The 21,513-nt window shown below is 67.5% G+C and carries 20 protein-coding genes; 7 read left to right on the top strand and 13 right to left on the bottom strand.

The features are described 5' to 3' along the window. Positions 1-42 precede the first annotated feature (42 nt). On the bottom strand, positions 43-1,695 hold the full coding sequence (pgm, locus tag H587_RS0103750; RefSeq protein WP_027175133.1) for a phosphoglucomutase (alpha-D-glucose-1,6-bisphosphate-dependent): 1,653 nt from the start codon (positions 1,693-1,695) through the stop codon (positions 43-45). Positions 1,696-1,789: 94 nt separating this feature from the next. Here pgm and H587_RS0103755 point away from each other — a divergent pair, with 94 nt between their 5' ends. The 4 genes from H587_RS0103755 (at position 1,790) to H587_RS17135 (ending at position 7,140) form a co-directional block, all read left to right on the top strand. Further along, a complete protein-coding gene (locus H587_RS0103755; RefSeq protein ID WP_034608530.1) occupies positions 1,790-2,545 on the top strand; it encodes a Mut7-C RNAse domain-containing protein in 756 nt (251 codons plus the stop codon). A 105-nt stretch (positions 2,546-2,650) separates the two neighbouring features. Then, positions 2,651-3,565 carry a tetratricopeptide repeat protein gene (locus tag H587_RS17125; RefSeq protein WP_034608531.1) on the top strand — a complete coding sequence of 305 codons (915 nt, stop codon included), beginning with the start codon at positions 2,651-2,653 and terminating at the stop codon, positions 3,563-3,565. Between the two features lie 141 nt (positions 3,566-3,706). Continuing rightward, positions 3,707-4,579, top strand: coding sequence for a transporter substrate-binding domain-containing protein (locus H587_RS17130; protein ID WP_051202421.1), 873 nt, complete (start codon positions 3,707-3,709; stop codon positions 4,577-4,579). An 8-nt stretch (positions 4,580-4,587) separates the two neighbouring features. Continuing rightward, positions 4,588-7,140 (top strand): PAS domain-containing hybrid sensor histidine kinase/response regulator, encoded by a 2,553-nt coding sequence (locus H587_RS17135; RefSeq protein ID WP_169432744.1) that lies wholly within the window; start codon positions 4,588-4,590, stop codon positions 7,138-7,140. A 66-nt stretch (positions 7,141-7,206) separates the two neighbouring features. On the opposite strand, the gene groL is transcribed toward H587_RS17135, so the two are convergent. The 3 genes from groL to malQ all read right to left on the bottom strand — a co-directional run bounded on the left by groL (position 7,207) and on the right by malQ (position 10,934). After that, positions 7,207-8,856 carry a chaperonin GroEL gene (gene groL, locus H587_RS0103775; RefSeq protein WP_027175135.1) on the bottom strand — a complete coding sequence of 550 codons (1,650 nt, stop codon included), beginning with the start codon at positions 8,854-8,856 and terminating at the stop codon, positions 7,207-7,209. Positions 8,857-8,906: 50 nt separating this feature from the next. Next, complete coding sequence (gene groES, locus H587_RS0103780) at positions 8,907-9,197, bottom strand: co-chaperone GroES (protein WP_027175136.1); 291 nt, start codon at positions 9,195-9,197, stop codon at positions 8,907-8,909. A gap of 168 nt (positions 9,198-9,365) precedes the next feature. After that, the gene (gene malQ / locus H587_RS17140) at positions 9,366-10,934 is read right to left on the bottom strand and encodes a 4-alpha-glucanotransferase (protein WP_084630406.1); all 1,569 of its coding nucleotides are present in this window, start codon (positions 10,932-10,934) and stop codon (positions 9,366-9,368) included. 165 nt (positions 10,935-11,099) lie between these two features. Between malQ and H587_RS0103790 the strand changes: the two genes are divergently transcribed. Further along, complete coding sequence (locus H587_RS0103790; RefSeq protein ID WP_027175137.1) at positions 11,100-12,935, top strand: bifunctional lysophospholipid acyltransferase family protein/GNAT family N-acetyltransferase; 1,836 nt, start codon at positions 11,100-11,102, stop codon at positions 12,933-12,935. A gap of 72 nt (positions 12,936-13,007) precedes the next feature. Here the strand turns inward: H587_RS0103790 and H587_RS0103795 are convergent, their stop codons facing one another. Continuing rightward, positions 13,008-14,057, bottom strand: a complete 1,050-nt coding sequence (locus H587_RS0103795) for a threonine aldolase family protein (protein WP_034608532.1) — start codon at positions 14,055-14,057, stop codon at positions 13,008-13,010. Then, a complete protein-coding gene (locus tag H587_RS0103800) occupies positions 14,054-14,515 on the bottom strand; it encodes a pyridoxamine 5'-phosphate oxidase family protein (RefSeq protein ID WP_027175139.1) in 462 nt (153 codons plus the stop codon). Before H587_RS0103800 ends, H587_RS0103795 begins: the two co-directional genes overlap by 4 nt. 122 nt (positions 14,516-14,637) lie before the next feature. On the opposite strand from H587_RS0103800, the gene H587_RS0103805 reads away from it, so the two are divergent. Next, positions 14,638-15,297, top strand: coding sequence for a DUF2064 domain-containing protein (locus H587_RS0103805; RefSeq protein ID WP_027175140.1), 660 nt, complete (start codon positions 14,638-14,640; stop codon positions 15,295-15,297). Here H587_RS0103805 and H587_RS0103810 read toward each other — a convergent pair. From H587_RS0103810 to rpmH, 7 genes are all read right to left on the bottom strand, one after another. After that, the gene (locus H587_RS0103810) at positions 15,291-15,545 is read right to left on the bottom strand and encodes a hypothetical protein (RefSeq protein ID WP_027175141.1); all 255 of its coding nucleotides are present in this window, start codon (positions 15,543-15,545) and stop codon (positions 15,291-15,293) included. The two genes, H587_RS0103805 and H587_RS0103810, sit on opposite strands and share 7 nt — an antisense overlap. Positions 15,546-15,551: 6 nt before the next feature. Beyond that, positions 15,552-16,937 carry a tRNA uridine-5-carboxymethylaminomethyl(34) synthesis GTPase MnmE gene (gene mnmE, locus H587_RS0103815; protein WP_027175142.1) on the bottom strand — a complete coding sequence of 462 codons (1,386 nt, stop codon included), beginning with the start codon at positions 16,935-16,937 and terminating at the stop codon, positions 15,552-15,554. A 111-nt stretch (positions 16,938-17,048) separates the two neighbouring features. Further along, positions 17,049-18,209: a Jag family protein gene (locus tag H587_RS0103820; RefSeq protein ID WP_027175143.1), complete on the bottom strand. Its 1,161-nt coding sequence runs from the start codon at positions 18,207-18,209 to the stop codon at positions 17,049-17,051. A 52-nt stretch (positions 18,210-18,261) separates the two neighbouring features. Then, positions 18,262-19,848: a membrane protein insertase YidC gene (yidC, locus tag H587_RS0103825; RefSeq protein ID WP_027175144.1), complete on the bottom strand. Its 1,587-nt coding sequence runs from the start codon at positions 19,846-19,848 to the stop codon at positions 18,262-18,264. Positions 19,849-19,851: 3 nt separating this feature from the next. Then, positions 19,852-20,100 (bottom strand): membrane protein insertion efficiency factor YidD, encoded by a 249-nt coding sequence (yidD, locus tag H587_RS17145; RefSeq protein ID WP_051202423.1) that lies wholly within the window; start codon positions 20,098-20,100, stop codon positions 19,852-19,854. Next, positions 20,088-20,489 carry a ribonuclease P protein component gene (gene rnpA, locus H587_RS17150; RefSeq protein ID WP_051202450.1) on the bottom strand — a complete coding sequence of 134 codons (402 nt, stop codon included), beginning with the start codon at positions 20,487-20,489 and terminating at the stop codon, positions 20,088-20,090. The genes yidD and rnpA overlap by 13 nt, the downstream gene beginning before the upstream one ends. After that, the gene (rpmH, locus tag H587_RS0103840; protein ID WP_027175145.1) at positions 20,477-20,614 is read right to left on the bottom strand and encodes a 50S ribosomal protein L34; all 138 of its coding nucleotides are present in this window, start codon (positions 20,612-20,614) and stop codon (positions 20,477-20,479) included. The genes rnpA and rpmH overlap by 13 nt, the downstream gene beginning before the upstream one ends. 245 nt (positions 20,615-20,859) lie before the next feature. Here rpmH and H587_RS0103845 point away from each other — a divergent pair, with 245 nt between their 5' ends. Then, positions 20,860-21,513: a lactate utilization protein gene (locus H587_RS0103845; protein ID WP_027175146.1), complete on the top strand. Its 654-nt coding sequence runs from the start codon at positions 20,860-20,862 to the stop codon at positions 21,511-21,513.

Genomic DNA, 21,513 nt, shown 5'->3' on the forward strand with positions numbered 1-21,513 from the left:
CCCCTGAAGGGCACCCGCCTTTTGCATTTCTGGTCGAGCGGTTCAGGCCCCGGCAGCGGCGAAAGCCTTGCGCACCATGTCCTTGGCCTCGCCCTGGAGGCGCTTGAGGTGCTCAGGGCCGAGGAAGCTCTCGGCGTAGATCTTGTAGACGTCCTCGGTACCCGAGGGCCGGGCCGCGAACCAGCCGTTGTCCGTGGTCACCTTGAGCCCGCCGAAGGGCTTGCCGTTGCCCGGGGCCCGGGTGAGCCGCGAGCGGATGGGCTCCCCGGCCAGCTCCGAGGCCGCGACCATCTCCGGCGTCAGCGAGGCGAAGGCCGCCTTCTGCTCCGGGGTGCAGGCCACATCCATGCGCTCGTAGAGCGGCGCGCCCAGGTCGCGGGTCAGGTCGCCGTATATTTCGCCGGGGTCGCGGCCGGTGGCGGCGGTGATCTCCACGGCCAGGAGGTCCATGATGATGCCGTCCTTGTCCGTGGTCCAGACCGTGCCGTCCTTGCGCAGGAACGAAGCCCCGGCCGACTCCTCGCCCCCGAAGCCCAGGGAGCCGTCCAGCAATCCGTCCACGAACCACTTGAAGCCCACGGGCACTTCGCACAGGCTCCGGCCCAGGCGCGCGGCCACGCGGTCGATGAGCGAACTGGAGACCAGGGTCTTGCCCACGGCCGCCGTGGCGCTCCAACCGGTGCGGCCGCGGAAGAGGTAGTCCACGGCCACGGCCAGGTAGTGGTTGGGGTTGAGCAACCCCGAGCCGCGCGTGACGATGCCGTGGCGGTCGAAGTCCGGGTCGTTGCCGAAGGCCACGTCGAAGCGGTCGCGGTGGGCGATGAGCGAGGCCATGGCCTGGGGCGAGGAGCAGTCCATGCGGATCTTGCCGTCCTTGTCCACGGTCATGAAGGAGAAGGTCGGGTCCACGTTCCGATTGACCACCTCAAGCTTGAGCCCGTAGCGCTCCGCGATGGGATCCCAGAAGGCCACGCCCGAGCCGCCCAGGGGGTCCACGCCGATGGACAGGCCCGCCGAGGCCGCCGGGCCCAGGTCCAGAATGTTTCCCAGGTCGGCCACGTAGGGCCCGACATAATCATACTCACGCGTGGTCGCCGCCTTCAGGGCGCGGGCGAATGGCACACGCCGCACGCCCGCGAGCCCGCCGCGCAGCAGTTCGTTGGCCCGGTCCTGAATGGCCTTGGTGCTGGCCGCGTCGGCCGGTCCGCCCTCGGGCGGGTTGTACTTGAAGCCGCCGTCCTCGGGCGGGTTGTGCGAGGGAGTGATGACGATCCCGTCGGCCAGACCGGCGGTCCGGCCCCGGTTGTGGGTCAGGATGGCGTGAGAGATCACCGGTGTCGGGGTGTAGCCGCGCCCGGCCTGGATGCGCGTCTCCACGCCTCCGGCCGCCAGAACCTCCAGGGCGGTCATCAGCGCGGGCTCGGACAGGGCGTGGGTGTCCATGCCCAGGAACAGGGGGCCCGTGACGCCCCGGGCCGCGCGCTGCTCCACGATGGCCTGGGCGATGGCCAGGATGTGCGCCTCGTTGAAGGACTGGCGCAGGGACGAGCCCCGGTGGCCGGAGGTGCCGAAGGACACGGCGTGGGACGGCTCGGCCGGGTCCGGGGCCAGGGCATAGTAAGCCGCCACCAGACGGGGGATGTTGGCCAGCAGTTCGCGCGGGGCCGGTTTCCCGGCCAGGGGGTGCAGGGGCATGGAACCCTCCCTTTTGCCGGAGAATAGCAGGGAGCGGGGGGACGGACAAGGAGGCCTTGAGCCGGAACGCCTTTTGGGGCTAGGGTCGGGAGTGATGGAAAAGACGGACGACGTGCGCGTGGAATGTTCCGGCGATCTGGCCTCCCTGGTTCGGCGGCCCGGCGGCGGAATCGCGCGCTACACGCTGGAGCGCCGCGCCTCGGTCAAGGACGTGCTGGAGGCCCTGGGCGTGCCCCACACCGAGGTCTACGGGATCAAAGTGGATGGCGGGACCGTGGATTTCGGGCACGTCCTGGAGCCGGGCCAAATCGTGCGTGCTGAACCCGCCGCGCCGCCGGTGGACGTGACCGTGCCCACGCCGTTGCGGCCTCGCGCCCTGCCCGGACTGCGCTTTCTGGTGGATGAGAACGTGGCCAAGCTGGCGCCCCTGTTGCGGGCGCTGGGATTTGACGCGGTCCATGACCGCCGCTCGGGAGATGCGCGCATCGCCCGCCTGGCCGCCGACGAGGGCCGGGTTGTGCTTTCCCGGGACCGAGCCCTGCTCAAACGCTCCGCGATCACTTGGGGGCGCCTGATCCGGGCGGCCATGCCCCTGGAACAGCTGGTCGAGGTGCTCGACCTGTTCGGGGCGCGCAAGGCCCCCGCGCCCTTCAGCCGCTGCCTGCGCTGCAACGCGGAGTTGGCGGCGGTGGACAAGCGGGAGGTTCTGCACCGGCTGGAGCCGAAGACCCGCCTGTACTACGACGAGTTCCGCCTTTGCCCGGTCTGCCGCAGGATTTATTGGCGCGGTTCGCACCAGGAGCACATGCGCGGCTCCCTGCTGCGCGCGGGGGTGATCCTGGCTGACTGACGCCCGCCGCGCGCAGGGTTGAAAGCGCGCCCGGGCTGTATTAAGAATCGTGAAGATTATCCGCGCCCTGTCGCGCCGGGCCATCCCTCTGCCACCGGAGATCGTATGTCGGCCAGCTCCAAGACGGTCAAGGAATTCATCGCCAGGGCCAAGTCCTATATCCAGCGCAACGATTATCTTCGTACGCTCAAGGCCCTCTGCCAGGCCCTGGAGCTGCTCCAGGGCAGCCAGATCTTCGGCCGCGAACGCTTCGAGGTGAACGTGCTTCTGGACGAGGCCCTGCGCGACCTCTCCGGCATGAAGCAGATCAAGCGCGTCTTCCCCCAGGGAATCCACTACGAGAAGGGCCAGGAAAAGACCCTCTGGCGTACGCTCACGCGCATGCACGACAAGCTCGAGGCGGCCATCGAGAAGGTCCGCGTGGAGAAGATCCGGGCCCAGAAGCTGGAACTGGACGAGATGCTCATGAAGGCCCAGGACTTCCTGTCCAAGAAGGAACCCCTGGAAGCGCGCAAGCTGTTCCGCAAGGCCTCCGAGTTGTACCCGGAGGAGAAGAACCTGCCCGTGGACATCGGCAACCGCCTGATGATGGCCGGGCTCTTCGTGGAGGCCCTGGAGTACTTCAAGCGCGGCATGGAAGTCGACTCCTCCGATCCCCGGCCCTATCAGTTCTCGATCCTCTGCCACGAGGCGACGGGTGAGTTGGACAAGGCCGAGGAGGTTGTCAAGGAGACCTTGCGCCGCTTCGGCGGCAACGAGAGCATCTACCTGCGCATGGCCAAGTTGGCCCTGCAGAAGCGCCAATGGTCCGAGGCCTATGACGCCGTGGCCCAGGCGCTCCAACTCAATCCCACCAACCAGGAAGGCCTCAAGATTCTCAAGCAGGTGGGACCGCGCATCTTCGGCGCGGGCTTCGACCCTACCAAAAGCCTGCCCTCCAAGGCTCCGAAGGGCGCCGGCGAAGACGCGGCCAAGGCCCCGACCCGGGCTCCGGGCGCACCCATCAAGCTCGATCTGTAGCCTCTTCCGCCTGACGGGAACGTCCGTCTGCAGGACTCATTTCCGTTCGCTTTTCCATTATCATTGTGTCTTTTCTTGAAAGTCTGCTACAGGAAAAGATGCGTTCCCGGATCGCGTCCGAGCGCCGGGAAGGGAGAGCGGATGACCGGATTGCCGGGCAAGTGGTTCCCCTGGGCGGCGGCGACCGTCCTGGTCGTGATCGCCGCCGCGGTCTGGCTGGGGCGGGGCGACTCCTCCCTGGACCGCGCGCGCGAGGCGGGCATGATTCACGTGGGCTACGCCGTGGAGGCGCCCTACGCCTTTCTTTCCTCCCATGGCGAGGTCACGGGTGAATCCCCGGAAGTGGCGCGGGTCATCGCTGGACGACTGGGCATCGGCCGCATCGAGTGGCGTCAGGCCGAATTCGGAGTGCTCATTGACGAATTGTTGAGCGGCCGGGTGGACGTGATCGCGGCGGGCATGTTCATCACCCCGGAACGAGCCCGGCGGGTGGCCTTTTCCGAGCCGACCTTCCATGTGCAACCCGCGCTGCTTGTTCCCCGGGGCAATCCGCGCGGCATCCATTCCTACTCCCAGGCCCTGGCAACGAAGGATGTCCGCGTGGCGGTGCTCTCCGGCGCGATCGAGGAATCCCTCCTCAAGGGGTTGGGCGCAAGGGAATCCCAACTGGCCTCGGTTCCCGACGCGCTCACCGGTAGGGTGGCCGTGGAGTCGGGCTATGCCGCCGGACTGGCCCTGTCCTCGCCCACGATCCACTGGATGGAACTGTGCGACGAGTTGGGCCGGACCGAGGCGGCGCAGCCGTTCACAGCGCCCGAGGCCTACCAAACCGCCGGATTGGGATACGGAGCCTTCGTCTTCCGCAAGGATGACCGGGCCTTGTTGGCGGCCTGGAATCGTGAGCTGAAGACCTTCGTCGGCGGCCCGGAGCACCGGGCCCTGGTGTCCCGTTTCGGCTTCGGCGAGGCCGAGCTTCCCGGGGCCACGACCACGGAGGATATCCTCGGGCGATGAGTGGGGCGATGTCATCGGCGTTCAGCGGGCACTTGCTGGCCCGCACACGGGCCTGGATATGGTCTTCCATCGCCTTGTCGGTCCTGGTCTGCGGTTCCATCGCCTGGCTCCATGGGCGACAGGGACGGGATATGGCCCGCGCGCTGGATGCCTTGGACAAGATCCGTATCGCCCGCGTGGAGCTGTCCAAGGGGTTTCTCTTCGCTTCCCTGGGAAACGACCCGAACCTTCCGTTCAGCCGGGAACAGGGACTGGCCCTGCTGCGCCAGGCCTTGCACGTCCTGGAGGAGGGCGGCGGGGCGCTCAAACCGGACGACCAGACCTCGGTGCATATCCTCAAGCGGAGCATGGACCGCTTCCAGGCCAGTTTGGAGAAATGGCGCGAGACGGGAGGCCGCACTCCGGAGGCGGAGACGGATCTGCGCATCGCCTTTCACGACCTGGAGCGCACGGCGAACCGGATGGACACGGCGAGCCGGGCCGAACTCAAACGACGCATGGCCCGCGCCGATTCAATGTTTCTGGTGGCTCTGGCTGTGGCGGCCGGACTTCTCCTGGCCGCGAGCTGGGCGGTGTTCCTCGTCCTGCGCGCCAGGGACCGAGCGGACGCCGCGCTCCAGGACAGTGAACGCCGCTTCCGGGCCACCTTCGAGCAGGCGGCGGTGGGCATCGCTCATGTTTCCCTGGAAGGCCGCTGGCTGCGGGTCAACGAGACGCTTTGCCGCATTACGGGGTATTCTCGCGAGGAACTGCTGGCGCGCAGCTTCCAGGACATCACGCATCCCGACGACTTGGACACGGATATGGAGCATGCGGCGCTGCTTCTGGAAGGCAGGATCAGCACCTACACCCTGGAGAAACGATACATCCGCAAGAGCGGCCGGACCGTCTGGGTGAACCTCACCGTGGCCCTTGCGCACGGCGATTCCGACGAGCCGCGCTATTTCATCTCGGCCGTCCAAGATATCGAGGCGCGCAAGCGGGCCGAGGAGGCCCTGCGCCGGAGCGAGGCCCGCTTCCGCCACCTCTTTGACGCGGTGGGAGCCATCGCCGTGCGCGGCTATGATGAAAACCTGCGGGTCGTGTACTGGAACGCGGCTGGGGAACAGCTTTACGGCTATTCCGCGGCCGAGGCGTTGGGCCAGACCCTGGGGGAGCTGCTCCAGCCGACCGGACCGGCGGCGCTGGACGCGGCCGCGGTGCGCCGCCGCATCGCCGCCGGGGAGCTCTTGCCATCGGGCGAACAGACCTTGCGCCGCAAGGACGGCGCCAGAGTGACCGTATTCACCAGCGCGGTGGCGCAGGACCGGGGCGAGGGCGGGTTCGACCTGTTCTGCCTGGACGTGGATCTCACCGAGCTGAACAAGGTCAAGGAGGAACTGATCCGCTCCAAGGAGGCGGCGGAGGCCGCCAGCACGGCCAAATCCCAGTTCCTGGCCACCATGAGCCACGAGATACGGACTCCGCTCAACGGCGTTCTCGGTATGCTCCAGCTGGCCCGGACCACGGAGCTGGACGGGGAACAACGGGAATATGTGGAAACCGCCATGACCTCCGCGCGGGGCTTGTTGCGACTGCTTTCGGACATCCTGGACATCTCGCGGATCGAATCCGGCCGCATGCCGCTGGAGGTTGCCGACTTCGACCTGGGCGAGGTGCTCCAGCCCATCGCCGCCGCATTCCAGCGCGAGGCCGAGATCAAGGGGCTGCGCTTCGCCTGCGTCGCCGATCCGGCGGGCGCGGCGCGGTTGGCGGGCGACGCCGGAAGAATCCGCCAGGTGCTCTACAACCTCGTCGGCAACGCCATCAAGTATACCGAGCGCGGCGAGGTTGAACTGGAGCTGTTCCTCCTGCCTTCGCGCACCGCTCCTGGAATCATGGACCTACATCTGTATGTGGCGGATACCGGCATCGGCATCCCCGCCGACCGCCTTCGGGACGTGTTCGAAATCTTCACCCAGGTGGACGGCTCCTTCGCCCGGCGTTTCGGCGGCGCGGGCCTGGGCCTGAGCATCGTCCGCCACCTGGTACGGCTCATGGACGGGGGCCTGAGCCTCTGCAGCGAGGAAGGCGTGGGCACCGAGGCGCACGTGGTCCTTCCCTTGCCCCAGGCGTCCGCCTCCGCCGCGCAGGCGGACGCGGAGGAGGGCGAACACGCCCCGGTCGGCCCGGCCTGGCGCATCCTCGTGGTCGAGGACGACCGCGTCAACCTCCTCACCTCCACGAGTTTTCTGCGCAAGCAGGGGCATGCCCCGACGGGCGTCTGCAATGGCCAGGAGGCTCTGGCCGCGCTGGAGCGGGAACGTTTCGACTGCGTGCTCATGGACGTCCAGATGCCGGTCATGGATGGCTTGGAGGCCACGCGTCGCATCCGCTCCTCTATCGGAGGAAACTTCGATCCGAAGATTCCGGTGGTGGCGCTCACGGCCTACGCCATGCCCAGCGACCGTGAGCTGTTTCTCCAGGCCGGGATGAACGATTACGTCTCCAAGCCCGTGGAGATGGATGACCTGCGGCGCGTCCTGGAGCGGGTCATGCGCCGCAGGCCCCGGCGGGGCTGATGGCATGAAAAAAGCCCCGGCCGGAGCCGGGGCTTTTCATTTTCAGCGTCTGATCGGAGGCTGGGGCTAGTACATGCCGCCCATGCCACCCATGCCGCCCATGCCGCCGGGCATGGCCGGAGCGGCGCTCTTGGGCTCCGGCTTCTCGGCGATGGCGCACTCGGTGGTCAGCAGCAGACCGGCCACGGAGGCGGCGTTCTGCAGGGCGATGCGGGTCACCTTCTTGGGGTCGATGACGCCGGCCTTGATGAGATCCTCGTACTCGGCGGTGGCGGCGTTGAAGCCGAAGCCGTCCTTGCCGCCCTCGCGGACCTTCTCCACGACCACGGAGCCTTCGAAACCGGCGTTGCCGGAGATCTGGCGCAGGGGCTCCTCGATGGCGCGGCGGATGATGGCCACACCGGCGGCCTCGTCGTCGTCCACGGGCTTGACCTTGTCCAGCACCTTGGCGCAGCGGACCAGGGCCACTCCGCCGCCGGGCACGATGCCCTCCTCGACAGCCGCGCGGGTGGCGTTCAGGGCGTCCTCGACGCGGGCCTTCTTCTCCTTCATCTCGGTCTCGGTGGCCGCGCCGACGTTGATCACGGCAACGCCGCCCACGAGCTTGGCCAGGCGCTCCTGGAGCTTCTCGCGGTCGTAGTCGGAGCTGGTCTCCTTGATCTCGGCCTGGATCTGGGCCACGCGGGCCTTGATGTCGGCGTTCTTGCCGGCGCCGTCCACGATGGTGGTGTTTTCCTTGTCCACCACGATGCGCTTGGCCGTGCCGAGGTCGGAGAGGGTGATGTTCTCAAGCTTGATGCCCAGATCCTCGGAGACGACCTTGCCGCCGGTGAGGATGGCGATGTCCTGGAGCATGGCCTTGCGGCGGTCGCCGAAGCCCGGGGCCTTCACGGCCACCACGTTCAGGGTGCCGCGCAGCTTGTTGACCACCAGGGTGGCCAGGGCCTCGCCGTCCACGTCCTCAGCCACGATCATGAGCGGCTTGGACATCTTGGCGACCTGCTCGAGCACGGGCAGGAGATCCTTCATGTTGGAGACCTTCTTCTCGTTGATGAGAATGAGGCAGTTCTCCAGCTCGCAGGTCATCTTCTCGGGATTGGTGACGAAATAGGGGGAGAGGTAGCCGCGGTCGAACTGCATGCCTTCGACCACGTCCAGGGTGGTCTCCATGCTCTTGGCTTCCTCCACCGTGATGACGCCTTCCTTGCCGACCTTGTTCATGGCCTCGGCGATGATGGTGCCGATGGTGGCGTCGTTGTTGGCGGAGATGGTGCCGACCTGGGCGATTTCCTTCTGGTCGCGGGTGGGCTTGGCGACCTTGGTCAGCTCGGCGACGATGGCGTCCACGGCCTTGTCGATGCCGCGCTTGATGGCCATGGGGTTGCGGCCGGCGGCCACCAGCTTGACGCCCTCGCTGAACACGGCCTGCGCCAGAACCGTCGCCGTCGTGGTGCCGTCACCGGCCACGTCGGAGGTCTTGGAGGCGACTTCCTTGACCATCTGGGCGCCCATGTTCTCGAACTTGTCCTCAAGCTCGATTTCCTTGGCCACGGTCACGCCGTCCTTGGTGATGACCGGGGAGCCGAAGCTCTTCTCGATGACCACGTTGCGGCCCTTGGGGCCCAGGGTGACCTTCACGGCGTTGGCCAGCTTGTCCAGACCTTTTTTCAGCTTCTCGCGAGCCTTGGCGTCGAAGATGATTTCCTTGGCGGGCATATCGTCTCTCCTGTTGTGATGAAATGTTTCGGGTGGGGTGGAATCGGGCTCTACTTCTCGAAAACGGCCAGGATGTCGTCCTCACGCATGATGAGGTGTTCCTCGCCGTCGATCTTGATTTCGGTGCCGGCGTACTTGCTGAAGAGGACCACGTCGCCCTTCTTCACCGACATCTTCACTTCCTTGCCGTCCTCGTCGACCTTGCCGGGACCGGCGGCGATGACCTTGCCCTTCTGGGGCTTCTCCTGGGCGGTGTCGGGGATGATGATGCCTCCGGCGGTCTTCTCCTCCGTCTCCAGGCGCTTGACCAGGACGCGATCGTTGAGCGGTTTGAGCTTCATTCGAAATCCTCCGTGATCGATCATTTTTTTTGTATTGATCGGCGTCATTCGCCGAGGGCCGGGACGTCGACGGGGACGCCCCCTGAATTCCAGCGGGAAAATAATCACCCCCACCGGGGTGTCAACACTGCCCTGGGATTTTTTTTACCGTTTCCGCGCCCGGATGGGTCACCCCCAGGCCGCTCCCGCGCCCAATCCGGCCGCCGAACGCTCGTAGGAGTCGTTGCGCAGGATCTCCACGCCGTCGCGGCCGTAAAAAGCCGAAAGTTCGCCCAGCCGGGACAGGGCGGACTCGTCCAGCTGGCCGGGCAGCAGCCGCCAGGACCAGTTGCCGTTGGCCAGCCCCGGGGTGTTCATGCGTCCGCGTTCGTCCAGGGAGAGCAGATCCTGGGCCGTGACGATGGCGGTGTTCGCCGGACAGGACTGGGCCAGGCGGATGAGCGCCCAGGAGACGTCCTCCTCGCGGACTTCCGCGCCGAGGTAGCGCGCCAGCCGCGCCTTGTCGCCCGGTCCGGCGTCGGTGCGCAGCCAACCCCGGGCCGTGTTGTTGTCGTGGGTTCCCACGTAGACCACGCTGTTCTGTTCCTGGTTGTGCGGCGCGTCCGGGTTGTGGGCCAAGTCCGGGCCGAAGCAGAACTGGAGTATGTGCATGCCCGGGAATCCGAAGGAGTTCTTCAACTCCACCACGTCCGGGGTGATCACGCCCAGATCCTCGGCGATGATCGGAATCTCCCCGGCCTCCTCGCGCAGCCGTGAGAAGAGCGTTTCACCCGGGGCGAAGACCCATTTGCCGCGCACGGCGGTGGCCTCGGCCGCGTCGATCTCCCAGTAGGCCGCGAAGCCCCGGAAGTGGTCCAGGCGCACCCGACCGAAGAGCCCGAAGTTGTGCCGCAGCCGGGCGATCCACCAGGAGAAGCCCTGGGCCTCGGCGGTCCGCCAGTCGTAGACCGGGTTGCCCCAGCGCTGACCCGTGGCGCTGAAATAGTCCGGCGGCACCCCGGCCACCACCAGGGGGTCGCCCCGCTCGTCCAGGCGGAACAGCTCCTGGCGGCTCCAGACGTCCGCCGAGTCGTAGGTCACGTAGATCGGCGCGTCGCCGACGAGCTCCACTGAGAGTTCCCGGGCCCGATCCTTGAGCCGTCCCCACTGGCGGAAGAACTGTCTCTGGCAGAACTTTTCGAACAGGATGTCGCGGGCCAGTTCCTGGCCCCAATGGCGCAGGGCCTCCTCGCGCCGGGCGCGCAGATCTTCGGGCCAGAGGTTCCAGGCCGCGCCATTGAAACGGCGCTTGGCGGCCATGAACAGGGCGAAGTCGTTGAGCCAGTGGGCGTTGTCCTCCAGGAAGCGTTGGAACGCGGTATCGTCCAGGAGCCCGGCTTCGGCCCGTTCGAAGGCGCGCCAGAGCAGTCCCCGGCGAGCCAATGTGGCGGTTTCGAAGTCCGCGTGGGGCGTCGCCGGCAGGCGCGCGCCATCCAGCTCCTGGCCACTGAGCAGGCCATCCTCGCGCAGAAAGTCCGGGCTGATGAGCAGGGTGTGCCCGGCGAAGGCCGAATAGGAGGAGTAGGGCGAGTTGCCCAGGCCGGGTTCGGTTGGTCCCAGGGGCAGCATCTGCCAGTGGCGCTGGCCGCCGCGGGCCAGGAGGTCCAGGAAGCGATGGGCCTCGGGCCCCATGTCGCCCACGCCGAAGGGCGAGGGCAGGGAGGTGAGATGCAGGAGAAGACCGCTGCCGCGAATCATGGGGGCCTCCTTGTTCGGCATGAACATTTTTCATTATGCCAAGTCCGAGGGGAAGCTGTAAAGCGCGGCCCGCGACGGGAAAAATTCTTGAAACGGTAACAGGCCCGTCACCCCGGGCCGCATCCGCGATGGTAGTTTCCCCCAACCTCAAAAAAGGGGGATCGCATGGCCGAGAACCGAACCGATCGACTCTTCGAGCTTCCCGCCCTGTTTCACGACCCCGTGCGCCGGGCCCTGTTCTCCTTCGTCAAGCGTCCCGTCTCGCGCATGCTGCGCCTGAAGACCTTGAACCGTCTCTACTCCGTGGCCGTGGACCCGGCCTGCTCCGCCGAGGACGCCCCTCGCTTCGTGAGCCGGGCCTTGGACACCCTGGGCGTGGTCCGCCGCGTGGGCCCCGCCGATCTGGCGCGCATCCCGGCGACCGGCCCGCTGGTGGTGGTGGCCAACCACCCCTACGGCGTGGTCGAGGGGCTGGCCTTGTTGGAGCTGCTGGGGGCCGTGCGGCCGGACGTGAAGGTCATGGCCAACTTCCTGCTGGGCCTTGTGCCGGAAATCCGGGACCAGCTCATCGGCGTGGACCCCTTCGGCGCGCCCGGGGCCGAGGGCCGCAGCTTGGCCGGGCTCAAGCAGGCCATTCGCTGGGTGCGTGACGGCCACGTGCTGGCCGTGTTCCCGGCCGGGGAGGTGGCCAGCCTCAAGCTGACCAAGTTCCTGGTGGCCGACCCGGACTGGCACCCCGGCGTGGCCGGGATCGTGCGCAGCACCAAGGCCCCGGTGCTGCCGGTCTTCTTCCGGGGGCGCAACAGCAATCTCTTCCAGGCCGCCGGGCTGATCCATCCGCGTCTGCGCACGGCCATGCTTCCGCGCGAGACGGTCAAGCTGCGCAAGGGCGAGGTGGAGGCCGCCGTGGGCCGGGTCATTCCCTTCGACAAGCTGGAAGGTTTCGGCTCCAACCGCGAGATGATCGACTACCTGCGTTTCCGGACCTATCTGCTCAAGCGCCGCGCCGGGAAGGCCAAGGGCGGGCGCGCTGGAGCCCCGGCCCGGCTCAAGCCCCTGGCTCGGGCCGGGAACCCGGCGAAACTGCGCCGCGAGGTGGAGAGCCTGCCTCCCTCGGCCTTGTTGGCCGAGTCCGGGGCCTTCCAGGTCTTCGCCGCCGAGGCCCGGGACATTCCCGGGGTGCTGGCCGAGATCGGACGACTTCGCGAACTGACCTTCCGGGGGGTGGGCGAGGGCACGGGCCGGGCCGCCGACCTGGACCGCTTCGACAATTCATACACCCACCTCCTCCTTTGGAACCGCGAGAACTCCGAGGCCGCCGGGGCATATCGCTTCGGCCGCACCGACGCGATCCTGGCCCGGCACGGCGTGGGCGGGCTCTATACGAGCACGCTCTTCCACTATCGCCCGGGTCTGTTGGAGCGGCTCTCCCCGGCCCTGGAACTGGGGCGTTCCTTCGTGGTTCCCTGGCATCAGAAGAGCTACCAGCCGCTGCTGCTCATGTGGAAGGGCCTGGCCGCCTGGATCGCGCGCAATCCGCGCTACCGCACCCTGTTCGGCTGCGTGAGCGTGTCGGGGGAGTATGACGCGGTGTCCCGCGAACTCATCGTGGAGTTCCTCTCGCGCCACGCTCTGCTGCCCGGTCTCTCGGCCCTTGTGAGGCCGCGCCGTCCGCCGCTGCTCAAGGCCGTGCGCCGTCTGGACGGGAGTTTTCCCGAACTGGCCTTCCGCGACCTGGAGGACGTCTCGGCCCTGGTGGAGGACGTGGAGGGCGGCCGGGGCATCCCGGTGCTCCTGCGCCAGTATCTCAAGCTCGGCGGCAAGCTTCTGGGCTTCAATGAAGACCCGGACTTCGGCGACTGCATGGACGGGCTCATCCTGGTGGATCTCCTGGACACGGACCCGCGTGTGCTGACCCGCTTCATGGGCGCGGAGGAGGCCAGGGCCTTCCTGGCCTTCCATCGCGACGGAGGTGGGCTCACTCCCCGCGCCGCTGCCTAAGTGCCCGCGATGGTCAAAAAAAGCCCCCGCCCGGAGAACCGGACGGGGGCTTTTCGTCGCGTCGGTGGGACGTCAGGCGTTCATGGCCTCGCGTACGCTGGCCGCGAACGCGTCCACCTGCTCGTCCGTGGTGTCGAATGAGGTCATCCAGCGCACCTCCAGGGGCTCCTCGCGCCAGATATAGAAGTAGTAGCGTTCCAACAGCCGCTCCACGGCCTGACGGGGCAGGCTGGCGAAGACCGCGTTGGTCTGCACCGCGCGGTTGATGGTCACGCCCGGGATGCGGTCCACCTGCTCGGCCAGGCGGCGGGCCGCCCGGTTGGCGTTCTTCGCGTTCTCCAGCCAGAGGCCGTCGCGCAGGTAGCGCTCGAACTGGGCCGTGACGAAACGCATCTTGGCCACCAGCTGCATGCCCTGCTTGCGCACATAGCGGAAGTCCCGGCCCAGGTCCGGGTTGAGGAAGATCACTGCCTCGCCCATGAGCATGCCGTTCTTGGTCCCGCCGAAGGAGAGCACGTCCACGCCCAGGTCCGTGGTCATCTCCCGGAAGCCCAGGCCCAGGGCCGCGCAGGCGTTGGCCAGGCGCGCGCCGTCCATGTGCAGGATGAGGTCGTTCTTGTGGCAGAAGTCCGCCAGGGTCTTGATTTCCTCTGGGGAGTAGAGAGTCCCCAGCTCGGTGCACTGGGTGATCTGGACCACGCGGGGCTGGCTGTGGTGCACGTAGCCCTTGTGTTGGAGATGGGGCCGCAGGGCCTGCACGTCGATCTTCCCCGAGGCCGAGGGGATGGGCACCACCTTGATGCCGCCGAAGGCTTCCGGCGCACCGCATTCATCCACGTGGATGTGGGCCAGGTCGGAGCAGAGCACGGACTGCCAGGTCTGGGTCACGGAGCGCAGGCCGAGCACGTTGGCGGCCGTGCCCGTGACCACGTAGTGGATGCGGGCGCGTGGGCCGAAGTGCTCCCGGAACAGCTCGTCCACGTGGATGCTCAGGGGGTCGTCGCCGTAGCTCTTGGCCATGCCTTCGTTGGCCTCGGCCAGGGCTTCCAGGATCGCCGGGTGGGCCCCGGAATTGTTGTCGCTGGCGAAGGAGCGCAGGGGCTCGCCGAAACGTCCGGTCATCGTTCGTATCCTTTGAGCCTCGCGGTGGCTTCCTCGATGTCGATGGCCACCACGGCGGTCTGGGCGAGAATTTTTTCGTCGTAGGGAAAGTCGTCCGAACCCGCGTACTTGCGCATGATCAGGCCCAGGCCGCGCCGCTTTTCCCCGGGATCGTCCACGAAGCGCGGCAGGCCTCGGCCATGGACGCCGCGGAAACGCCAGCCCCACTGGCAGGCCCGTTCGCCGCGCTTGATCTCCAGATCCACCTCGGCGGCGAAGGCCACGGGCGCGCCCGTTCCCAGGGCCCGGGCCTTGCGGCCCTCCTTGCCGGAATGGAAATAGATGGTCCGTCCTTCCAGGGCGAAGTTCACCGTCACGCAGTAGGGGCCGTCCCCGTCCACGAGGGCCAGGTGCAGGACTTCGGCGCGGTCCAGGATGTCCGCCACCAGGGCGGGATCGTGCTGCACGCTTTTGCGCATGGAGTCTCCTTCGGCCTTGCAAACCAGCCGGGCGATGCATACCTTCTCCCTTCCGAAAAGGGAACAGCGGCCGCGAGCCTTTTCCAGCCGGGAAACAGCGCGGCCGGGGAGAATGAATCCGCATGAAGTCCTGTGTGTTGCTGCTCGTCGACGATCCCGAAACCGAACCGGCGTCCTCGCGGCTGGCCGCCGAAACCTCGCCGGAGACCGCCGTCGCCCTGCGCCGGGCCATGGTCGAGGACATGCTCGACATGCTCCGCTGGAGCGAGAGCGAGGTCATCGTCTGCCGCGCCCCGGAGTTCGACGAGGCGCGCTGCCGGGCCTGGCTCGGAGACCGTCCGCTGTGGACCCAGAAGGGCAAGGACCGCTCCGCCCGGCGGGCCAACGCCCTGCGCCGGGCCCTGACCATCAAGGATTTCGACCGGGCCCTGGTTCTGGACGCCGACATTCCGCAGCTGGACGACGAAACCGTGCGCCGGGCCCTCAAGGGCCTGGAGTGGAACACCTGCGTTCTGGCTCCCGCCCGGGGCGGCTTTTCCCTGGCGGGCTTCGACCGTGAGGGTTTCCTGCCGGACATGTTCAGCCACGTGCCCGCCGAGGAACCGGACGCCCTGCGCCGCAGCCTCAACGTGCTGGAAATCTACCGCCGACAGCCCACGCTTCTGGACGAGCTGGCCGGGGTGGCCTGTCTGGACGACCTGCGCCGCCTGGCCGACAATCCGCCTCGGCACATGACGAGATCCCGGGCGCTGGCCCTGTTTCGGCGACTGGCCGCTCAGTAGTCCAGCAGGGTCAGGCGCGGGTCGCTTCCCGTGGGGTGCTTGCGACGGAAGCGCACCTCGTCGTGGCCCACGCCGTGGCGGAAGGAGAAGTCCCAGGCCCCTCCCGAGCCGAAGCCGCTGATGATCTCGGCCTTGATGCCCGCGCGGATGCGGAAGACCAGCTCCTCTTCCCCAGTTTCGGCCAGATGCGCGACCATGGCCGGAACCAGGCCGCAGGAAACGTGGCTCAGATCGATTTCACGGGACATACGGCCTCACTTTCCAATGCAGAAGCGGTTGAAGATGGCCTCCAGCACGTCCTGGGCCGCGATTTCGCCGGTGATTTCGGCGAGGATCGCGCAGGCCGCGTCCAGGCGCACCCCGAGCAGGTCGTAGGGCAGCCCCCCGGCGGCGTCGACGGCCAGTTCAGCCAGTTCCGCGCGGGCCCGGCGCAAGGCTTCGGCTTGGCGCAGGTTCGGGGCCACGGTGTCGGGCTCGGGTTCGGGCGTCGAGGCCGCCAGGCGTTCCCGCAACCGCGCGGCCAGGGCCTCCAGGCCCGCGCCGGTCCTGGCCGAAACGGCCGCGACCTCGAAGCGATCGGCCAGTTCCGTTCCGGGCCAGGGCTCGACCCGGGGCAGATCGTCCTTGTTCACCACCACCAGGGTCCGTTCCGCTGAAAGCTCGTCCGCGGCCTGGCGCTCCTCGTCGCTGAGCGGCGCATCGCCGCCGACCACGAAGAGCACGAGGTCCGCCCCCCGGGCCAGCTCTCCGGCCCGCTCCAAACCGGCCCGTTCCACCGGGCTTTCGGTTCGGCGCAGTCCGGCGGTGTCCACCAGGCGCACGGGCAGGCCGTCCAGGTCGAGCAGCTCCTCCAGCCAGTCCCGGGTGGTGCCCGGGATGTCCGTGACGATGGCCCGCTCCCGGCCCGCCAGGGCGTTCAGCAGGCTGGACTTGCCCGCGTTGACCCGGCCGCGCAGGACCGCCAGCGCACCCTCGCGCCAGGCCCGGGTCCGCTCCACCCCGGCCAGCAGCGCGTCCAGGGCGGCCAGCCCGCGTTCCACGACCTCGGCCAGCCGGTCCGGCGGCAGGCAGTCCACGTCCTCCTCGGGAAAGTCCACGGCCAGACAGAGCTGGGCCTTGAGCTCCTCCAACTCCGCGCGCAGGGCGGCCACCCGGCGGCCCAGGACGCCCGAGAGCTTGACCTGGGCCAGCTGCGCGGCGGCCCGAGTGGGCGCGGCGATGGCCTCGGCCACGGCCTCGGCCTGGGTCAGGTCGAGGCGTCCGTTGCGCCAAGCCCGGTAGCTGAACTCCCCGCGCCGCGCCGGGCGCGCCCCCTGGCGGCAGCACTCGGCCAGCACCGCTCCGGGCAGGGCCAGGCCGCCGTGGCAGTGGATTTCTGCCGTGTCCTCGCCGGTGAACGAGCCGGGGCCGGGCATGAATACGGCCAAGACCTCATCCAGAATGACTCCGGCGGCGTCCAGGACATGGCCGTGGTGCAGGGTGGAGGGACGGAAATCCTTGAAATCCGGCCTTGTGGGCCGGAAGAGGCGGCGCAGCACGGCGCGGCTCTCCGGGCCGGAGAGCCGGACGATGGCCACGCCTCCCTGTCCGGGCGGGGTGGCGACGGCGACGATGGTGTCGATGGAGCCGGTGAGCGTCATACAGCCGGAGTCATAAGCCGGGCGCGCCGTCAAGGCAACGGCCGGGCAGGGGAGAGAGGGGGCGGAAAAAGCGGCGCGGGACGTCTGGACATCCCGCGCCGCTTGAAGAGTTTATTTCCCGTTGCGCCGCTTGGGCACGATGAGGACTCGCTTCATGGGGCCCTCGCCCTTGCTGCGGGTGAACACGGTCTCGTTCTCCTGCAGGGTCACGTGGACCACCCGGCGGTGATAGGAACTGAGGGGTTTGGTGCTCTGGGTGCGGCCCGTGGCGTCGGCCTTCTCGGCCAGGTGCAGGGCCATCTGCCGCAGCTTCTCGTCCTGACGCTCGCGGTACTCGCCGGTGTCGATCTGTACGCGCACCGAGCATTGCATGCGCCGGGCCACGATGCGGTTGAGCAGGTATTGCAGGGAGGCCAGGGTCTGGCCCTCGCGGCCGATGATCAGGCCCGAGTTCTCTTCGTCCTCGATGAAGACGTTCACCCTGTCCGGGATGATCTCCAGGTTCAGCTTGGGCTCGGGGATCATGGGCTCCAGGAGCTTGAGCAGCGTCTCGCGCACGGCCTGCTCCAAGAGTTGGGGATCCAGGGTGGTCATGTCCACCTTGGGCAGACCTTCCTCGACGTCCTCGGTCTCGCCGTTGTCCTGGGGCGCTGGCCGTTCGGCCTTCTCGGGCCGCGGCTGGCGTTGGCGCTCGGGGCGGCGTTCCCGGTCGCCGCCGCGGCGGCGGTCACGGCGGCCGCGCTCACGTTCCTGGCGGGGCTCCCTGGGCTTGTCCGCGCGGGGTTCGGCGGCCGCCTGGGGCTGGAAGTCGGGCTGCGCATCCTCGGGCTCGTCGGCGAGGTGCGCGTCGGCGATGGGCGCGGGTGCGGGGATGACGTCCTCGCGCGGGGCGAAGGCGGGCCGGTAGGGGGCCTGCCGGGGAGTCTCCGGCCGCTGGGGAGCCTCCGGGATGTCGATGCGCGGGGCTTCGGCGCGGGGAGTCTCGCGCGGCCGCTGGGGTTCGGGTCTGGGCGTTTCGGCCTTGGACTCCGCCCTGGGCTTCGGTTCGGGCTTGGGCTCCTCACGGCCGGGGGCCATGTCCTGCAAGGAGATGGCCTTGCGCGGGCGGGCCTTGATGGCCGCCTTCTTCACTCCCACCAGGCCGAAGATGCCGGTGGAGCCGCCTCCGATGATCTCGATCTCCAGTTTGTCGCGATTCAGGTCATAGTGTCTGCATGCGGCCTCGATGGCCTCGTCCAGGTTCTTGCCCTGGAACTCCTTGAACTCGTTCATGTGGTTCCTCGCTTCCGTCAGCGCTCCGCGATCCACTCGGTCGTCCGTCCGCCTATTTCTTCTGGGCGCGGATCATCCACCACTGCTGGGCGATGGACAGGACGTTGTTGACCAGCCAGTACACAACCAGGCCCGAGGGGAAGTTCAGGAAGAGGAAGGTGAACACCACGGGCATGAACATCATGATCTTGGCCTGTGTGGGGTCTCCGGTGGAGGGGGTCATCTTCTGCTGAATGAACATGGTGGCGCCCATGATCAGCGGAGTGACGTAGTAGGGGTCCTTGGCCGAGAGGTCGGCCAGCCAGATCAGGTCCGTGAACGGCACATGGGCGATGAAGGGCGCGTGGCGCAGTTCCACGGCTCCGAGCAGGGCCTTGTACAGGCCGAAGAACACGGGGATCTGGACGACCATCGGCAGGCACCCGCCCAGGGGGCTGACCTTGTAGGTCTTGTGCAGGTGCATGATCTCCTGGTTGAGGCGCTGCTTGTCGTCCCCGTACTTCTCCCGGAGCTTCTGGATCATGGGCTGGAGCTTCTTCATCTGCTCCATGGACTTGTAGCTCTTCTGCGACAGGGGCCAGAAGATGAGCTTGATGAGCACGGTCAGGAGGATGATGGCCAGACCGTAGTTGTGCACGAACTGATAGAACCAGTTGAGGATCCAGAGCAGAGGCACGGCCAGCAGATGGAACCAGCCGAAGTCCACGGCCGAGCCCAGATTGGCGGGCATGGTGGACAGGATGCCTCGATCCATGGGGCCCAGGTAGTAGGAGCAGTGCAGCGTCTTGGCCGCGCCGGCCTCCACCTGGAGGTCCTGGTCCACGGCCAGGCGGTAGACGCCGTCCTGGAGCATGGCCTTGAGCGTGGCCTGCTCGGTCTGGGGCAGCAGCGCGAAGATGAAGTAGTTGCTGTTGATGGTGGCCCAGTTGAGCGGCCCGGATTCGGACACGCCCTTCTCCAGGTCGCCCTTTTCCTTCTCGGTCATGCTCTTCTTGTCGAAGAGATACTCGACCCGCGTGGGGTTGTAGCTGTCGCTCGCGCCGGAGAGGGTCTTGCTGGCGGCGGTGAAGCTCATGCGGGTCTGAACCGGAGTTCCGCCGAGGTTGGTCAGGGTCAGCTCCTCGCGCACGAGGTAGCTGCCTGCCTGGAAGGTGAGTTTGCGTTCGATGCGGAATCCGGCGGAGTCGCCCACGAAGGTCAGGGTCTTGGTCTCGCCGTCGGCCAGCGTCAGATCGCCGGCCGGAGCGCCCCACTGGCCCATGTGCCAGGTGGGCACGCCGCCCAGGATGATGCCCAGGGGGGCCTTGACGCGGGCGTCGCCGACCATGTCCACGGTTCGGGAGTCGGGTCGGATGTCTTCCTTGAAGCGCTCCAGGGAGAAGCGCTCGAGCACGCCGCCGGAGGAATTGAGCACGGCGGTGAAGAGCGGAGTCTTCACGGTCACGGCGCGGCCCGGGACCGGCGCGTAGTCGGCCACGGGGGCCGGGGGAATCTGCTGGGCCGGGGCCGGGGCGGCTTCCTGCTTCTGTTCGGCCGCCGGGGGCGGGGTCGTGGGCTTCGGCGGCGGGAACATGTACTGCCAGCCGAAGAGCACGGCGAAGGAGAGAACCAGGGCGATGATGACGCGTTTGTTGTCCATGGATCAGCTCGCTTTACTGTTGCGGAAGGCTTGAATGAAGCGCGGCGGGACGGGGTCGTAGCCCCCGGCGCACCAGGGCTGGCAGCGGAGGACGCGCCAGACGGCCAGGACGGACCCCTTGAACGCGCCGTGAGCCAGGACGGCTTGGCGGGCGTATTCCGAACACGACGGAGTGAACCTGCACGCGGGAGGCAGGAGCGGCGCGAGGAACTTCTGATAGATCCAAATGAGCCCCAGGGCTATGGAGCGCATGCCTTCTTCTCCCGGTCCGGCCCGCGTCCGCCGTTTCCCGTCAGGCGGGTCAGAAGCGGGGCCAGTTCCAGGGTGGCGACGGCAAGTGTCAGCCGATCCGCGTCAAGCGATCTCTTGGGCACGAGCACGATGTCCAGTGGCCCGGAGATTCGATCCTGATGGAGCCGGAAAAACTCTCGCACCACCCGTTTGATGCGGTTGCGAACCACCGCCCGCCCCATCTTCCGGCTTACGGCCATACCCAGGCGAAACTGCCTGGGCCCGTCGGGCCGCGCGGAGACGAACAGAAGAAAACTCTTGGAGGAGAATTTCCGTCCCTGTCCGAAACAGCGGGAAAACTCGGGACTCTTGCGGAGGCGGCGTTCCCTCGACCAGGTCAGGCGGCTAATCTCTGGCGCCCCTTCTGGCGGCGGCGGCGCAGGATGGCGCGGCCGTTCTTGGTGCGGGACCGGACGAGGAAGCCGTGGGTCCGCTTCCTTCTCGTCTTGCTCGGCTGGTAGGTTCTCTTGGACATATGGGTGCTCCTCGTGAGATGAATTTCGTTGAGTGAACAAGGCTGAACAAAGCCATATAGCCCTTGAACGCGTCGTCGTCAAGGACCATGGCCCCGTCCGGGGTGCATCCCGCCCGATGCTTCCCGCCGCCCGTCATCTCTGCTACCTTCCATGCCCATGAGCGGGCCCCGCGTCAAGCACCCGGCTCTTGCGGTCGGGCCCGGGAGAGCGGGACGCCGCCCCTCCGCCCATGAAGGAGATCGACATGCGCGAACCCATCGACAAGTATTGGTCCCGGCGTCTGGACGACGTGGCCGAAGCACTCGACGACAACGGTTTCGAGGTCTTCCGCGCGACCTGCGAGGAGGATGTGCGGCGCATCGCCCTGTCCGAGATCCTGCCCGCGCTGGGGCCCCGGACGGTCAGCTTCGGCGGCTCCACCACCGTGGTCTCCAGCGGGCTGTACCAGGCGCTCAAGGACTCCATCGGCTGCGAGGTGCTGGACGTCTTCGACAAGAGCCTGTCCGAGCCGGACAAACTGGAATTGCGCCGCCGGGCCCTGACCTGCGACCTGTTCGTCACCGGCACGAACGCCCTCACCGAAGCCGGCCAGCTGGTGAACCTGGACATGATCGGCAACCGGGTGGCGGCACTGACCTTCGGCCCCCGGAATGTGCTCGTGGTGCTGGGCCGCAACAAGCTCGTGGCCGACCTTTCGGCGGCAATGCGCCGGGTCAAGGACTACGCCGCGCCGGTGAACGCCTCCCGGCTGGCCAAGAAGACGCCTTGCGTCAAGACCGCCCGCTGCATGGACTGCAACAGCCCGGAGCGGATCTGCAACGTCTGGACGATCACCGAGAAGTCCTTCCCCAAGGGCCGGATCAAGATCATCCTGGTGAACCAGGATCTGGGGTTCTAG

It is taken from the genome of Desulfovibrio aminophilus DSM 12254, assembly GCF_000422565.1.
In the GTDB taxonomy this organism is placed as follows: Bacteria; Desulfobacterota; Desulfovibrionia; order Desulfovibrionales; family Desulfovibrionaceae; genus Aminidesulfovibrio; species Aminidesulfovibrio aminophilus.